The 14,261-nt window shown below is 67.7% G+C and carries 14 protein-coding genes and 1 tRNA gene; 6 read left to right on the forward strand and 9 right to left on the reverse strand.

Annotated features, from left to right (window positions below; genetic code table 11):
• Positions 1-113: 113 nt before the first annotated feature.
• A complete protein-coding gene (locus AC1RLU_RS09160; protein WP_492795109.1) occupies positions 114-1,061 on the forward strand; it encodes an outer membrane protein in 948 nt (315 codons plus the stop codon).
• 78 nt (positions 1,062-1,139) lie between these two features.
• Here AC1RLU_RS09160 and AC1RLU_RS09165 read toward each other — a convergent pair whose 3' ends face one another.
• From AC1RLU_RS09165 to AC1RLU_RS09175, 3 genes are all read right to left on the reverse strand, one after another.
• Positions 1,140-2,525, reverse strand: a complete 1,386-nt coding sequence (locus AC1RLU_RS09165; RefSeq protein ID WP_061964286.1) for a class II 3-deoxy-7-phosphoheptulonate synthase — start codon at positions 2,523-2,525, stop codon at positions 1,140-1,142.
• A 253-nt stretch (positions 2,526-2,778) separates the two neighbouring features.
• A complete protein-coding gene (gor, locus tag AC1RLU_RS09170; RefSeq protein ID WP_492795111.1) occupies positions 2,779-4,149 on the reverse strand; it encodes a glutathione-disulfide reductase in 1,371 nt (456 codons plus the stop codon).
• Positions 4,142-5,413 carry an O-antigen ligase family protein gene (locus AC1RLU_RS09175; protein ID WP_492795113.1) on the reverse strand — a complete coding sequence of 424 codons (1,272 nt, stop codon included), beginning with the start codon at positions 5,411-5,413 and terminating at the stop codon, positions 4,142-4,144. The genes gor and AC1RLU_RS09175 overlap by 8 nt, the downstream gene beginning before the upstream one ends.
• 226 nt (positions 5,414-5,639) lie before the next feature.
• On the opposite strand from AC1RLU_RS09175, the gene AC1RLU_RS09180 reads away from it, so the two are divergent.
• From AC1RLU_RS09180 to AC1RLU_RS09190, 3 genes are all read left to right on the forward strand, one after another.
• Positions 5,640-6,605 (forward strand): Bug family tripartite tricarboxylate transporter substrate binding protein, encoded by a 966-nt coding sequence (locus AC1RLU_RS09180; RefSeq protein WP_492795114.1) that lies wholly within the window; start codon positions 5,640-5,642, stop codon positions 6,603-6,605.
• Between the two features lie 99 nt (positions 6,606-6,704).
• Positions 6,705-7,184 carry a tripartite tricarboxylate transporter TctB family protein gene (locus AC1RLU_RS09185; protein ID WP_061964292.1) on the forward strand — a complete coding sequence of 160 codons (480 nt, stop codon included), beginning with the start codon at positions 6,705-6,707 and terminating at the stop codon, positions 7,182-7,184.
• Between the two features lie 12 nt (positions 7,185-7,196).
• Entirely contained in the window at positions 7,197-8,696 is a 1,500-nt protein-coding gene (locus AC1RLU_RS09190) for a tripartite tricarboxylate transporter permease (protein ID WP_492795116.1), read from the forward strand.
• On the opposite strand, the gene AC1RLU_RS09195 is transcribed toward AC1RLU_RS09190, so the two are convergent.
• The 4 genes from AC1RLU_RS09195 to AC1RLU_RS09210 all read right to left on the reverse strand — a co-directional run bounded on the left by AC1RLU_RS09195 (position 8,677) and on the right by AC1RLU_RS09210 (position 11,726).
• The gene (locus tag AC1RLU_RS09195; protein ID WP_492795117.1) at positions 8,677-9,720 is read right to left on the reverse strand and encodes an SDR family oxidoreductase; all 1,044 of its coding nucleotides are present in this window, start codon (positions 9,718-9,720) and stop codon (positions 8,677-8,679) included. The two genes, AC1RLU_RS09190 and AC1RLU_RS09195, sit on opposite strands and share 20 nt — an antisense overlap.
• 196 nt (positions 9,721-9,916) lie before the next feature.
• Positions 9,917-10,414 carry a DUF2059 domain-containing protein gene (locus AC1RLU_RS09200; protein ID WP_492795118.1) on the reverse strand — a complete coding sequence of 166 codons (498 nt, stop codon included), beginning with the start codon at positions 10,412-10,414 and terminating at the stop codon, positions 9,917-9,919.
• 113 nt (positions 10,415-10,527) lie between these two features.
• The gene (gene rpiA / locus AC1RLU_RS09205) at positions 10,528-11,229 is read right to left on the reverse strand and encodes a ribose-5-phosphate isomerase RpiA (RefSeq protein ID WP_492795120.1); all 702 of its coding nucleotides are present in this window, start codon (positions 11,227-11,229) and stop codon (positions 10,528-10,530) included.
• 122 nt (positions 11,230-11,351) lie between these two features.
• Positions 11,352-11,726 carry a hypothetical protein gene (locus AC1RLU_RS09210; protein ID WP_142115148.1) on the reverse strand — a complete coding sequence of 125 codons (375 nt, stop codon included), beginning with the start codon at positions 11,724-11,726 and terminating at the stop codon, positions 11,352-11,354.
• A gap of 157 nt (positions 11,727-11,883) precedes the next feature.
• Here AC1RLU_RS09210 and gph point away from each other — a divergent pair, with 157 nt between their 5' ends.
• Together gph and AC1RLU_RS09220 are read left to right on the forward strand one after the other, a co-directional pair.
• Entirely contained in the window at positions 11,884-12,582 is a 699-nt protein-coding gene (gene gph, locus AC1RLU_RS09215) for a phosphoglycolate phosphatase (protein WP_492795122.1), read from the forward strand.
• 28 nt (positions 12,583-12,610) lie between these two features.
• A tRNA-Val gene (locus AC1RLU_RS09220) sits at positions 12,611-12,685 on the forward strand.
• Between the two features lie 68 nt (positions 12,686-12,753).
• On the opposite strand, the gene AC1RLU_RS09225 is transcribed toward AC1RLU_RS09220, so the two are convergent.
• Both AC1RLU_RS09225 and AC1RLU_RS09230 read right to left on the reverse strand, forming a co-directional pair.
• Entirely contained in the window at positions 12,754-12,960 is a 207-nt protein-coding gene (locus AC1RLU_RS09225) for a hypothetical protein (protein WP_061964306.1), read from the reverse strand.
• A 224-nt stretch (positions 12,961-13,184) separates the two neighbouring features.
• Positions 13,185-14,243, reverse strand: a complete 1,059-nt coding sequence (locus AC1RLU_RS09230; protein ID WP_492795124.1) for a hypothetical protein — start codon at positions 14,241-14,243, stop codon at positions 13,185-13,187.
• Positions 14,244-14,261 lie beyond the last annotated feature (18 nt).

The raw sequence follows: 14,261 nt of genomic DNA on the forward strand, positions 1-14,261 counted from the left end.
GTCGTTGAGCGAAGTTCCCCATCGTTAACCCGACATTAGGGTTACCGAGGCATGAATCATCCTCGGAGCAGGGTGAAACGGGTGGAACCGGACCGCTGCTCGGGGAGATCAGGATGCGCATCCGTTCCATCGCGCCAAGCTTCGGGCTCATCGCCCTCGCCGCCACGACACTTACCGCCCCCGCGCTCGCCGCCGATTATCCGGTGCTGCGCGGCTCGCAGATTGAGGACGCGCCACCGGCTCCGTCTTTCGGCTCCTCCCCCAACTGGAGTGGCTTCTACATCGGTGGAAGCGCCGGGTACGTCACCGGGCAGTTCGACGCCGAGAAGCAATCCCAGACACTCACGAGAGCAGCTTTTGGGAACGCCGTGGTCAGAGATGCGGGCACCGGCCTCTACAACTTCGGGCGAGCGAGCAAGGACAAGGTCAACTTTGGCGGGTTCATCGGCTATAACACCGCCTTCGGCGATGCTATTCTCGGTGTCGAAGCCGAATATCTTCGCCTCAACATCCAGACAGACCAGCGCGGCTCGAACGGCGCGGTGTTCGAGAATCTGTTTCCGACCACCGTCCAGTCATCTCCGTCCACCGATCCGCTCAATACGCTAACGGCCATCGGCGTGGCCGGGCGCACGACCAACAAGATCGACGACATGATCATGCTGAAGGCCAGGGCAGGCTATGCGCTCGGCAATTTCATGCCATTCGCCAATGTCGGCCTGGCGGTCGGCCGCGTCTCGACCAATGCCGAGATGGCGCAGGGGCATGCAACGATCGAAAACTATTCGCGCTTCAATACCAGCTCCGCAGGCGGCTCCGTGACCCGCACGACCTACGCAGGTACCGGTACGATCGCCCGGCCCGACGCGACGTCCGCTACGAGTGCGACCCAGATCTCCTCGGGCTATGTCCCAGGTATCGTGCTCGGGGCCGGCATCGACGCGCTGATCGCCGACAACATCCTGTTCCGTGCGGAATACAACCGCATCTATTTCAGCGACTACAAAGGCGTGAACGCGGTCATCGATACCGCGCGCGTCGGCGCGGGCGTCAAGTTCTGACGCAGAGCATCAAGGCTCGAAAAGAAAAGGCCGGGGCAAAGCCCCGGCCTTTTCTTTTTCGTCCGCTGGCGAAGCGCCCTACTCGGCCGCCTCGACCTCGGGCCGCGCCCGGCCGGCGCGCTGGCGCTTGACCAGCTCGGCGACGATGAAGGCGAGCTCCAGCGCCTGCTCCGCGTTGAGGCGCGGATCGCAGAACGTGTGGTAGCGGTCGTTGAGGTCCGCATCGGTCATGCCGCGGGCGCCGCCGGTGCATTCGGTGACGTTCTTGCCGGTCATCTCCAGATGCAGGCCGCCGGCATGGGTGCCTTCGGCCTCATGGACGGCGAAGAAGTTCCTCACCTCGCCCAGGATCAGATCGAAGGGCCGGGTCTTGTAGCCGCTCGCGGCCTTGACCGTGTTGCCGTGCATCGGGTCGCAGGACCAGACGACGTTGCGGCCCTCGCGCTTCGTCGCCCGCACCAGCGCCGGCAGATGGTCGAAGACCTTGTCGGCGCCGAAGCGCGCGATCAGTGTCAGCCGCCCCGCCTGGTTCTGCGGATCGAGCACGTCGATCAGCTTGAGCAGGCCATCGACCGTGGTCGAGGGGCCGCATTTCAGGCCGATCGGGTTCTTGATGCCGCGGAAGAACTCGACATGGGCATGATCGATCTGGCGCGTGCGGTCGCCGATCCAGACCATGTGGCCGGAAGTGGCGTACCACTCGCCGGTCGTCGAATCCGTGCGCGTCATCGCCTGCTCGTAGCCGAGCAGCAGCGCCTCGTGGCTGGTGTAGAAGTCGGTCGTGCGCATCTCCGGATGGGTCTCCGGATCGATGCCGATGGCGCGCATGAAGTCCAGCGCCTCGGTGATGCGCTCGGCCACCTCCTGGTAGCGATGCGACTGCGGGCTATCCTTGACGAAGCCGAGCATCCAGCGATGCGCGTTGTCGAGATTGGCATAGCCGCCGGTCGCGAAGGCGCGGATCAGGTTCAGCGTCGCCGCCGACTGACGATAGCCCTCGAGCTGGCGACGCGGATCGGGGATGCGCGCCTCGGCCGTGAACTCGTTGTCGTTGACGATGTCGCCCTTGTAGCTCGGCAGCTCGACGCCGCCGATCGTCTCGGTCGGGGCCGAGCGCGGCTTGGCGAACTGGCCGGCGATGCGGCCGACCTTCACCACCGGCGAACCGCCGGCGAAGGTCAGGACGACCGCCATCTGCAAGAACAGCCGGAAGAAATCGCGGATGTTGTCGGCCGAATGCTCGGCGAAGCTCTCGGCGCAGTCGCCCCCCTGCAGCAGGAAGGCCTCGCCGGCGGCGACCTTGCTCAACGCCCGTTTGAGCTTGCGCGCCTCGCCTGCAAAAACGAGCGGCGGAAAGCCGGCGAGCTGCTGCTCGACCGCCTTCAAGGCTGCCTGGTCCGGATATTCCGGAATCTGCTGGACGGGCTTGGCCCTCCAGCTCTCTGGCGTCCACCGCTCGGACATGGGACTACGTGCTCCTGACTGTGAGATCGCGCAACGTTAACCTCTTGGTAGCGCGAAGGGGCGGCTATACACCGATGATGTGGGAATGACCACCATCTGGCGGAAGGCCGCGCTCCCGGCAGCGTCGCCGCTCAGCGAACGCATCGGGAAAGGCGATTCTCCGTAACGAGATAGCGCAAGCCGTTGGCCTATCGCGGCAACGGCTTGCCATCCAGATTCAAGCGCTTCACAAGGCGTTTCAACGCGGCGGACGCTAGCCCGCCCGCGGCGTGCGCATCGTCACCAGCTCTTCCGCTGCGCTGGGATGCAGCGCGACGGTGCGGTCGAAATCGGCCTTGGTCGCGCCCATCGTCACGGCGATCGCGACGGCCTGGACGATCTCGCCGGCATCGTGGCCGAGGATATGGACGCCGAGCACCTTGTCCGACTGCGCGTCGACGACGAGCTTCATGTAGATGCGCTCCTGCCGGCCGGAGATCGTCGCCTTCATCGGGCGGAAGCCGGATTCGAAGACGGTGACCTTGTGCCCCGCCGCTATGGCCTGCTCCTCCGACAGGCCGACAGTGCCGACCTCCGGCGTCGTGAAGACGGCCGAGGCGATGGTGGCATGGTCGACGGTCCAGTTCCGGCTGCCGAAGGTACTGTCGGCGAAGGCGTGGCCCTCGCGGATCGCCACCGGAGTCAGGTTGACCCGGTTGGTCACGTCGCCGACGGCATGGATCGAGGGCACGCTGCTGGCCGATGCCGCATCGACCTTGATCTCGCCGAGCGAGCCGAGCGCGACGCCGGCCTGCTCCAGGCCAAGGCCGCGCGTGTTCGGCCGGCGGCCGGTGGCGACGAGGACGATATCGGCGTCGATCGGCTCGCCCTTGGCGCAATGGGCGCGACGGGCACCGTCCGGCAGTTCCTCGATCCGCTCGATCGTGCTGCCGAGCCGCAGGGTGATGCCGGCATGGACGAGCGCGTCGCGCAGGCGGTTGCGGATGTCCTCGTCGAAGCCGCGCAGGATGTTGCCGCCCCGGTGCAGCACCGTCACCGCGACGCCCAGGCGGGCGAAGAGGCTGGCGAATTCCAGCGCGATATAGCCGCCGCCGACGACCAGCAGGCGCTTGGGCAGCGCCGGCAGATGGAAGATCTCGTTGGAGGAGATGCCGAGCTCGCCACCGGGGATCGGCGGATCGAAGGAGGGCCAGCCGCCGGTCGCAACGAGGATGTGACGGGCGCGGATGACCTCGCCGCTCTTCGCCAGCCTGACCTGATGCGCCCCCTCGACGACGGCGCGCTCCTCGCGAATCTCGACCTTGGCGCCCTCAAGTCCCTTGCGATAGAGGCCGGACAGACGCGTGACCTCGTTGGCCACGGCATCGCGCAATGTCGGCCAGTCGAAGACGGGCGCCTGGGGCAGCGTCCAGCCGAAGCCGGCAGCGTCCTCGAAATCCTCGGCGAAGCGGCTGGCATAGACGAAGAGCTTCTTGGGCACGCAGCCGCGGATGACACAGGTGCCGCCGATCCGGTCCTCCTCGGCGATCATCACGCGGGCGCCGTGGCCGGCGGCGATACGGGCCGCGCGCGTACCGCCGGAACCGGCACCGATGACGAAGAGATCGACGTCGAAATCAGCCATGGTCTTCTCCCTGGGACGCTGTGGCGCCCGGACCGAACCAGAGGACCGCGGCCCCCAGAACGGCAATCCACCAGCCCTGCCAGGCACCGTGCCCGACGACCGAAATCGCGAAAGCGCCGGCGAACAGCGCAAGGCGTGGCGCCATCTCCCGCGCCGACAGGCGGCGCAACCGCATCAACAGCAGCAGGCCCGCCACGATGAGGAGACCCGCTCCGATCGCCCCGGTCTCGGCCCAGGCCTGCAGGGGCATGTCATGCGGGTGGCCCGCTCCGAGAAGCTGCCGATGCTCGGGTACGACCTCCACGGCCACCGGATGATCCTGCATGCTGGCCGAGGTCCCGAACCCGGCGCCGGCAAGCGGCCGGGCCCGCGCCACCTCGCCGAAGCTGTGCCAGATATCGATGCGGGCCTGCCCGGTCATGACGGCGAAGCGGTTCAGGATCAGCGAAGGCAGCCAATTCTGGGCGGCGATGCCGAGAACGGGCGCCACGATCATGGCGAGGAGAAAGCCGCATCCTGCGGCCGTCAGCGTCAGGCGCGGCCAGAGCGCCGACAGCCCCCAGCAGAGGGCGCAGACGGCGACGCCGAGCCGTGCCGAGGAGCTTTCCGAGCGCAGCGCCAGAGCGGCCACGGCCAGGCCGAGAGCAATCGCCAGTATCCGGTCCGACCGGCGCGCGCCGGGCAGGCTCCACAGGCCATGGATCGCCGGCACCGCCAGGACGAGCGCGGTGATCGCCGGGCGGTTGAAGACGAAGCTCATCAGCTTGCCGATGCCGAGCGCGGCACGCTGCGACAGCCCAGAAGCGAGTTCGATGATCGCCAGCAGGCAGGCGAGGATGATCGCGAGCGCGAGCGCCCGCAGCCAGGCGGGCCGCGGCCGGAACCGGCCGGAAGCGGCGATGGCGAGGGCGAAGACGATCGGCAGCACAAGCTCGCCCCAGGCCCGCAGGGAGGCAAGCGGCCGGTGGCTCCACAGGATCGAGACGAGCGCCCAGGCGAGAAAGGCGGCGACGGCCAGCCCGAGCGGCGTCGCGAGAAGGCGCCACATGCGCCCGGCGAGATCGCCCACCCGGCCCGATGCGACGACCACGGCGACGAAGGGAATGACCGCCAGGCCGAGCAGAAGCGTCGAGGAGCGGTTGGCGAGCCACATCGCCATCGGCATCAGCACCATCAGCGCCACGCCGATCCCGATCAGCCGCGACGGAAACGGCCCGCGGTGCGGCGCGGAATTCTGGCGATCGGCGAGACGCGTCTGGCTCATGGCCTGCGATTACGCGATCGCGGGAAAGGCCGCCAGCGCGTTGTCACGCGAATGCGCCACAGTCGTAGGATGAAAGGTGTAGATTCTGCGGCCGCCGCCCGCCTCCGTCGAAAATTCTTGACTTCCGATTATGCAATCTGGCGCAATTGACGACCGGCGCGGCGAGGTGCCACAGGCGGAGCGCCTCAAGAAACCCGCGGGCAAAGCCCCGCAAGCGGAGGAATTCATGCTGACATCCATCCTGAAGCGCACGGCCCTGACGGCGGTGGCCCTGGCTGCCCTCTCGACGGCGGCCTTCGCCCAGCTCGCCGAGCTGAAGATCATGGCCCCCGCGGCGCCGGGCGGCGGCTGGGACGGCACGGCCCGCTCGATGCAGCAGGCGCTGACGGCCGCCGGCATCGTCAAGAGCGTGCAGGTCAACAACGTGACCGGCGCGGGCGGCACCATCGGCCTCGCCCAGCTGATCGGCGCCAAGGGCGCCGGCGACCAGCTGATGGTCAACGGCTTCGTCATGGTCGGCGCCATCCTGCTCAACAAGTCGCCGGTCAACCTGACCCAGGTCACGCCGATCGCGCGCCTCACCGCCGAGGCCGAAGTCATCGTCGTGCCGACGGAATCGCCGCTCAAGACCGCCAAGGACCTGGCCGAGCGCCTGAAGGCCGACCCGGCGAAGGTGACCTGGGCCGGCGGCTCGGCCGGCGGTACCGACCACATCCTCGCGGCGCTGTTCGCGAAGGCTGTCGGCGCCGACGCCAAGAAGATCAACTACATCCCGTTCTCGGGCGGCGGCGAGGCCCTGGCGGCGATGCTCGGCGGGCGCGTCACCGCCGGCGTCTCCGGCTATGGCGAGTTCGAGGGCCAGATCAAGGCCGGCAAGCTGCGCGTGCTCGCGGTCTCCTCGCCCAAGCGCCTCGAGAACGCGCCTGACGCGCCGACGCTGCAGGAGCAGGGCATCGATCTCGAGCTCCTGAACTGGCGCTCTGTCGTGGCGCCTCCCGGCCTCTCCGCCGAACAGACCAAGGCCCTGATCGACACGGTCGAGAAGATGGTCAAGTCGAAGGAATGGCAGGAAATCCTCAAGGCCCGCGGCTGGGATGACTCCTTCCTGGCGGGCGCGGCCTTCGACACCTTCCTGAAGGACGAGATCGAACGCGTCTCCAAGGTGATGACCGAAGTCGGCCTGGTGAAGTAAGCCAGCATCGCACCAGAACCAGCAGGGGCCGGGAAACCGGCCCCTTTTCCAACCGCCAGAAGCGCCAAGAACGACGCCGGCCACCACTGCGGGAACGCCATGACCAACGATACGCGCACGCAAGGTGCCAACAAGCCGGCCCTGCTGGTGGGCGTCCTGCTGCTGATCGTCGCCGCCTTCGTCGGCTACGACGCCTCCCAGCAGACGATCACCTCCACCTACGGCGTCGGCCCGACAGCCATGCCCTATGTCGTCGCGGCGGGGCTCGTCATCCTCGGCCTGGCGCATTTCGTGGTCGCCTTCCGCGAGGGCCTGCCGCGGCCCGAGGAGGCCGACAGCAAGGCCCTGCTCTGGATCGCGGGCGGCCTGATCTTCCTGATCGCCTGCATCGGGCTCGGCGGCGGCTTCATCATCGCCATCGCAGTGGTCTTCGCCTGCACCGCCCGCGGCATGGGCCGGCAGGGCCTGCTGGTCGACGCCGTGATCGGCTTCGTGCTCGGCCTCGTCATCTACCTCGTCTTCGCCAAGCTCCTGACGCTGATCCTGCCGTCGGGTCCGCTCGAGCGCCTGTTCCTCTGAGGAGAGCCCGACATGGATACGATGCTCTCCCTGATGCACGGTTTCGGCGTCGCCTTCGAGCCCGCCAAGCTGATGTTCTGCCTGATCGGCGTCTTCCTCGGCACGGCCGTCGGCGTGCTGCCGGGCATCGGCCCGGCGCTGACCGTGGCGCTGCTGCTGCCGGTGACGTTCAAGCTCGATCCGGCCGGGTCTCTGATCATGTTCGCCGGCATCTACTATGGCGGCATGTATGGCGGCTCGACCACCGCGATCCTGCTCAATGCGCCGGGCGAAAGCGCCTCTCTCGCGACCGCGCTCGAAGGTTCCAAGATGGCCAAGGCCGGCCGTGGCGGACCGGCGCTCGCGACCTCGGCGATCGGCTCCTTCGTCGCCGGCCTGATCGCGACGATCGGCCTTGCGTTCCTGGCGCCGTGGCTCGTCCAGATCGCGGTGAAATTCGGGCCGTGGGACTATTTCGCGCTGATGATCGTCGCCTTCGTCACGGTCTCCGCGACATTCGGCGACTCGCCGCTGCGCGGCCTGACGAGCCTGTTCCTCGGCATCACGCTGGGCCTGATCGGCATCGACAAGCTCACCGGCCAGGCGCGCCTGACCTTCGGCGTGCCGGAACTGCTCAACGGCGTCGAGGTCACGACGCTCGCCGTCGGCCTGTTCGCGGTGGGCGAGGCCTTCTACGTCGCCTCCAAGCGCTTCCGCGACCCCGAGGAGATCATTCCGATCAAGGGCTCGCTGTGGATGACCAAGGAAGACTGGAAGCGCTCCTGGGCGCCCTGGCTGCGCGGCACCGCCTTCGGTTTCCCGATCGGCGCCCTGCCGGCCGGCGGCGCCGAGGTGCCGACCTTCCTGAGCTATTCGACCGAGAAGAAGCTCTGCAAATACCCGGACGAGTTCGGCAAGGGCGCGATCGAGGGCGTCGCCGGACCGGAAGCGGCCAACAACGCCTCGGCCGCCGGCACGCTGGTGCCGCTGCTGACGCTCGGCCTGCCGACCTCGGCGACGGCGGCGATCATGCTCGCCGGCTTCCAGCAATACGGGCTGAATCCCGGCCCGCTTCTCTTCGCCGAGAAGCCTGACCTAGTCTGGGGCCTGATCGCCTCACTCTTCATCGCCAACGTCATGCTGGTGATCCTCAACCTGCCGCTGATCGGGCTCTGGGTCCGGCTGCTGGCGATCCCGCAGCCCTGGCTCTATGCCGGCATCATCGTCTTCGCGACGATGGGCACGCTGGCGGTCAACAGCTCGCCGGTCGAGCTCGGCATGCTCTTCGCCTTCGGCTTCATGGGCTATCTGATGCGCCGCTACGACTATCCGGTGGCACCGATGGTCGTCGGGCTCATCCTCGGCCCGATGGCCGAGGCGCAGTTGCGCCGCGCGCTGCAGATCAGCCTGGGCGATCCGATGATCCTGCTGGAGAACCCGATCTCGGCGACGCTGCTCGGCATCGCCTTCCTGGCACTGGTGGCACCGTTCGCGATGAAGGGGCTGAACCGCTTCAAGGCTTCCGAGGACTGACGAAGCCGAGCCGGATGAGGCTCTCGCCCGTGGCGACGAGAGCCTCCGCGGCCGGGCGCGGCTGCCAGCCCAGCATGGCCTGCGCCTTGGCGCTCGTCGCGTTCTTGCTGCGGCCGAGTTCGGGCGTCGCCGCCTGACGCGCCGTGGCGCTGAAACGCGCTGCAAAACGCACCAGCCAATCGGGCAGCACGCGGGTCGAAACCCGCGCCGCGTTCTCGCCAAGGCCATCCTTCAGCGCCTGGGCAATCGCCTGCATCGTCATGAAGTCGCCGGCCGTGGCCAGAAAGCGTTCGCCGGCTGCCGCCGCGTCGGTCATGGCGCGCAGATGCAGGTCGGCGACATCGCGCACGTCGACCACGCCGAACATCAGGCGCGGTACCGCCCAGAGCCTGCCGTCCAGCATGGTCTTGACCAGCAGGATCGAAGCCGACAGGTCCCGACCGAGCAGCGGTCCGAAGATGCCGACGGGGTTGACGACCGAAAGCTCCAGCCCCTGCCCTTCGCCGTCGACGAAATCCCAGGCAGCCCGTTCGGCCAATGTCTTGGATTTCGGATAGGCAGCCAGCCCCGGCGCAGCCGCGTTCGTCCAGTCGCGCTCGTCATAGGGGCGCTTCACGGCGCGACCATAGCCGATCGCGGCAAAGGACGAGGTCAGCACGACGCGCCTCACCCCGGCTCGCTGCGCAGCCCGCAGGACGCGCAGCGTCCCGTCCCGCGCCGGGCGGATCAGCTCGTCCTCATCCTTCGGTGCGGCGGCGGCCAGCGGCGAAGCCACGTGCTGGACATAGGCGCAACCGGATGCTGCCTCGTCCCAGCCTTCGTCCCTCATCAGGTCTGCGACCGCGATCTGCAGGCGGTCGCCGGCATCCATCCCCGCCGAACGCAACGCTTCCCGGAGAGGGGCTTCGCGGGCCGGATCGCGCAGCGTCGCGCGGACGTCGTAACCGGCTTCGAGCAGCGACAGGATGCAGTGCCCGGCAAGGAAGCCGGAGCCTCCGGTCACGAGGACGAGATCGCGGGTCATGTCTGTGGCTCCGGCTTCACGACGTCGCCCATCAGGAGGATTGATCCTGATGGTTCGATCATATCGGCCATAAGGCGAACTTGGCTCCGATGCCAGGGCGCGGGCCGGCGAACCGGCTGCAGCCACACGCCCCAACGAAAAGGCCGGCGAATGCTCGCCGGCCTTACGACAACGCGATACGCAGGTGGGCGCCGGCTCAGAAAGTGTGGCCGCGCTTGCGCATCTCCTGCGAGAAGCGGTCGAACAGATACTGGCTGGTCTGCACGGTCCAGGGCTGCAGGACGAGCAGCAGATCGTCCATCGCCTCGCGCCGCAGCGCATTGTAGCGCTGGCCGACCGGAGACTTGAAGAAGGCCGCGATCTCCTTGAGATCCGCCTCGGTCATCTTCCGGGCGAAGACCTCGGCCGCGGTATTGGCCATCTCGTCGGCGCGCTTGTCGGCTTCCGGCTTCAGGGCAGCGACGACGGCGTCCGCGTCCTTCTTCATCTCCGGCCGGGTCGCGAGGATGTCCTGCACGCTCTTCTCGAACTCGCTGTAGATATTCGTGATGCCGGCGGTGACGCCGGTCACGTCCGCGACCTCGCGCGCCACCTGCAGATGGCTCGGCGTCAGCGCCGGCGCCTGGGCGAAGGCGGGCGCTGCGCAGATGAGCGCCAGACCAAGGGCAGCCCGGGCGAGAGAACGACGGATCATGCGTTGAAACCCCTTTGTCAGCGACCCACCGCCGGAGCGCGCGATTGCGCCTCCGACAACGATGAATCGGTCATTGTGGCGCGTTCCTTAGCGTGTCTTGCGCCGGAATGGAATCATTCGATCTCGCCGAGCAGCCCGAGCCCATCGGCGCCGGCCAGGATGGCGCCCGAGGCCAGCCCGATGAACAGGCCGTGTTCGACGACGCCGGGCACGATATTCAGCGATTGTGCGAGCAACTCAGGGCGCTCGATCGTGCCGAGATGGGCGTCGAGGATGTAGTGGCCACCATCGGTGACGAGCGTCGTGCCGTCCGCCTGCTGGCGCAGCGAGAGCCGGCCTGTCGAGCCCGCGGCGGCGACGGCCGCCGCCACGGCCCGGCGCGTCGCCTCGAGCCCGAAGGGCACGACCTCGATCGGCAGCGGGAAACGGCCGAGCGTCTGCACCAGCTTGCCGTCATCGGCGATCACGATCATGCGGGCGGAAGCCGCCGCGACGATCTTCTCGCGCAGCAGCGCCGCGCCCCCGCCCTTGATCAGGCGCAGCTGGGGATCGACCTCGTCGGCCCCGTCGATGGTGAGATCCAGCTCCGGCGTCTCGTCGAGCGTCGACATCGGAATGCCCAGCGCAACCGCCTGGGCCTGCGTCGCCTCGGAGGTCGAGACGCAGAGAACTTCGAAGCCCGCCGCGACACGCAGGCCGAGCAGATCGACGAAATGCTTCGCCGTGGAGCCGGTGCCGAGGCCGAGGCGCATACCCGGCCGCACGAGCTCGAGCGCGCGGGCGGCAGCCAGCTTCTTCAGGTCGTCGGCAGTCATCAGCTTCGTCCGGCTCAACTTGTGGAAAACACCCGCCGCCCCATCCTAGCAGCCTTGGCGGACGACGGCGCTCTCCTGCCCCGCGGCCGCGTTCGAGTCCAGCGCGCGGAGGGCTCCCAGCCTCATTTCGTCTGGGGCGTGCACACCGTCTTGTCGTCGAAGACGTAGCAGATGCTCATCTCGCCGGTGCGGATATTGACGCGGAAGATGCCGCCTTCCTTCTCGTGGCGCGACGGCATCAGGCCGTAATCGCTGGGCGCCTGGGGGCCGGCTCCCTCGCCCGAGGGAAAGCAGACCGTCAGGCCGACACCGCCCTCCTTGAGCTGGAACTGGCAGGCGCCGACCTCGCCCGTCGCCTTGTCGATCCGATAGACGCGGTTGAGATCGTTCTGCGGCGCGGGCGCGAACTCGAAAGGACCGGCCCAGGCCGGCGCCGCGCCCAGCAGCGTGCCCGCCATCCCCAGCACCGCGCCTGCGATTCCCGTAATCTTCGACATGACAATCTTCCCTGTCGCCGGCCGCGCGACGAATCGCGGCAACGATACCATCCCGTGCGGCAAATTTGGGGAGGCGTCATCACGGGACTTGCCAGCCCGGCGCCGAAGACCTTTAACCGAAGCTCTTCCCCCTCGCATCGCCTCGAAAGTCCCGACCATGAGCCTGCCTCCCATCGTCGTCTTCGATCTCGACGGAACCCTTGCCGAGACGGCGCCGGACATCATGCGGGTCCTCAACGTGATCCTGGTGCGCGAAGGCCTCGCGGCGCTGCCGCTGGAGCGGGCGCGCGAACTGGTCGGCGCGGGCGCCCGGGCCCTGATCGAACGCGGCTTCAAGGTTTCGGGCCGGCCGCTCGATGCCGAAACGCTGGAGCGGCTCTTCGCGGATTTCCTGACGATCTATGCCGAGGATACCGCGGCAAACAGCCATCTCTTCGACGGCGTGCTCGAAGCGCTCGATGCGCTCGCCGCCGACGGGTATGCGCTCGCGGTCTGCACCAACAAGCCGATCCTGCACACACGGCTTATCCTTGACCATTTCGGCATTTCCGGGCGCTTCGCCGCGGTCGCCGGGCGCGACTCTTTCCCCTATTTCAAGCCGGATCCGCGCCATCTCACCCTGACGATCGCGGCAGCCAAGGCCGATCCGGCGCGGGCCGTGATGATCGGCGATTCCCGCACGGATATCGCGACCGCGCGCGCCGCCGGCATCCCGACGATCTGCGTGCCCTTCGGCTATACCGATGTGCCGATCGAGACGCTGGAGCCGGATTTCGTCATCCAGCATTTCGGCGAGCTGGCCGGGGCGGTCGACCGCGTGCTCAAATCTCCTTCCCGCGCATCCTTGACGGCATGAGGCGCGCCGACTAGGAGAGGCCGGGTTCGGGCGATTAGCTCAGCGGTAGAGCACTCCCTTCACACGGGAGGGGTCACAGGTTCGATCCCTGTATCGCCCACCATTTTCCCGGACGCTCCCAAACCTCATCATCTATCGGCGTGCGGCGTCCAGCCGCAGTCTGCCTGGGCGTCAGCCGGCCTTATCCGACGATGCCCGCTCGAGGGTCGCCACGACCTCGTCGACACTCTCCCTGACGCCGAGAAGGAAGTCCTTCCGGAAGGCGATGATCGTGTCCGGCGGCTCACCCTTGAACTGATAGACGACCGCCACCTGCTCCGGATTGACGTAGACGGGCTTGCCATCGGCAGGCGAGGTGAACTTGCAGAGCTTCGGCATGATCGGTTTCAATCCTGTGCTGATGGGCGTCCGACGGCAGCACGGCAGAGTTCGGCATGCGCCACCCATCACGCTCCAATACCGGCCGCTCCCCGCGAACGCAAAAAGCCCGCCGGCGCAAGCCAGCGGGCAAAGTCAAAAACAGGATTGTGCATCCGTGAGGTAGTCGCTGCGGCAGGGTAACCGGTTCAACGCCGCAGCTCAGGGCTTGCCGATCGACTCGGTCAGCGCAGTACGATCGCTGCGCCGTCGTCTCGCGCCGTACCCCCCTTGCCGATCTGCGCGAGTTCCTCGCCGAAGCGAGCCGCGATCGCCAGCCGGAAATGCAGCGGGTCCCAATAATTGGAATCCTGCGCCGTGATCGGCGAGGCGTGGGCGTAGTCGACGACCACAGCGCCATGGCGGCGGGCCAGCGCGGCGATATCCGCCTTGCAGCGGGCATAGCGCTGCCAGGCGGCCGAGCCCTGGCGCGGATAGGCCGCAAGATGAGCGGGCGGCAGCACCAGCATCACCTGCGTCGCCTTCGGAAAGGCCGCGACGCCCTCCTCCAGCCAGGACAGGGCCGGGAAGTGCCAGCCGGCGCTCTCGGCCGGCGCTATGGCGGCCGATGGCGACAGGGGCGCCAGATCGGCGATCGCGCCGCCATGGCTCGCATAGATATGGCTGCGCGCCCGGGCGAGATCGTAGCTCGCCTCCGGCGGTGTGAAGACCTCGTAGCCGTCGCCGCGGATGCGCTCCCGCGACCAGCCGAGCTTATAGGCCATCAGCCGGCCGGCGATCTCGAGATTGGTCAGGTTGAGCAGCTTCGGCCAGTCGCTCCAGCCGACCTCGCGGGAGAGCCAGCCCGGCACCGGTCGCGGCGTCAGGCGCCTGGCCTCATCGGTCGCGTCGGCCTCGCACCAGGTCGTGTCGATGCCCCAGATCAGGCGCTTGGGCGCCTGGACATGCTCCCGGAAGAGCCGCGCCATCTGCGTCTGTTCCCAAGGGGTTGCCGCATTCATCGCGAGATTGACGAAGCGGGCGTCGAGGCCGCGCGACAGGACTTGCGGGTCGAGCAGCCGCATCGTCGACGTGCCGATCACCGCCGCATCGAAGCGTCCGGAGCGAACGAGCTGCGGGTACATGAAGCGCTGGTTGATATCCATGATCGGCCGCGGCGCCTGTCCGGCATGAACGCGCATGCCGAAGGGATCGAGCGTCGCGACGAAGGCGAAGAGCACGCCTGCGCCGACGACCGCTGCCCCCAGGAACCATCGCGACCACTGAATCCAGGCCTTCGCCATTCCGGCCTTCCGCTGCGA

The organism is Allobosea sp. GW822-FHT05A11, assembly GCF_058800455.1.

Coding starts and splice junctions, on each gene's coding strand:
- AC1RLU_RS09160 (WP_492795109.1), top strand. CDS start 114: ATGCGCATCCGTTCCATCGCGCCAAGCTTCGGGCTCATCGCCCTCGCC.
- AC1RLU_RS09165 (WP_061964286.1), bottom strand. CDS start 2,525: ATGTCCGAGCGGTGGACGCCAGAGAGCTGGAGGGCCAAGCCCGTCCAG.
- gor (WP_492795111.1), bottom strand. CDS start 4,149: ATGGCTGATTTCGACGTCGATCTCTTCGTCATCGGTGCCGGTTCCGGC.
- AC1RLU_RS09175 (WP_492795113.1), bottom strand. CDS start 5,413: ATGAGCCAGACGCGTCTCGCCGATCGCCAGAATTCCGCGCCGCACCGC.
- AC1RLU_RS09180 (WP_492795114.1), top strand. CDS start 5,640: ATGCTGACATCCATCCTGAAGCGCACGGCCCTGACGGCGGTGGCCCTG.
- AC1RLU_RS09185 (WP_061964292.1), top strand. CDS start 6,705: ATGACCAACGATACGCGCACGCAAGGTGCCAACAAGCCGGCCCTGCTG.
- AC1RLU_RS09190 (WP_492795116.1), top strand. CDS start 7,197: ATGGATACGATGCTCTCCCTGATGCACGGTTTCGGCGTCGCCTTCGAG.
- AC1RLU_RS09195 (WP_492795117.1), bottom strand. CDS start 9,720: ATGACCCGCGATCTCGTCCTCGTGACCGGAGGCTCCGGCTTCCTTGCC.
- AC1RLU_RS09200 (WP_492795118.1), bottom strand. CDS start 10,414: ATGATCCGTCGTTCTCTCGCCCGGGCTGCCCTTGGTCTGGCGCTCATC.
- rpiA (WP_492795120.1), bottom strand. CDS start 11,229: ATGACTGCCGACGACCTGAAGAAGCTGGCTGCCGCCCGCGCGCTCGAG.
- AC1RLU_RS09210 (WP_142115148.1), bottom strand. CDS start 11,726: ATGTCGAAGATTACGGGAATCGCAGGCGCGGTGCTGGGGATGGCGGGC.
- gph (WP_492795122.1), top strand. CDS start 11,884: ATGAGCCTGCCTCCCATCGTCGTCTTCGATCTCGACGGAACCCTTGCC.
- AC1RLU_RS09225 (WP_061964306.1), bottom strand. CDS start 12,960: ATGCCGAAGCTCTGCAAGTTCACCTCGCCTGCCGATGGCAAGCCCGTC.
- AC1RLU_RS09230 (WP_492795124.1), bottom strand. CDS start 14,243: ATGGCGAAGGCCTGGATTCAGTGGTCGCGATGGTTCCTGGGGGCAGCG.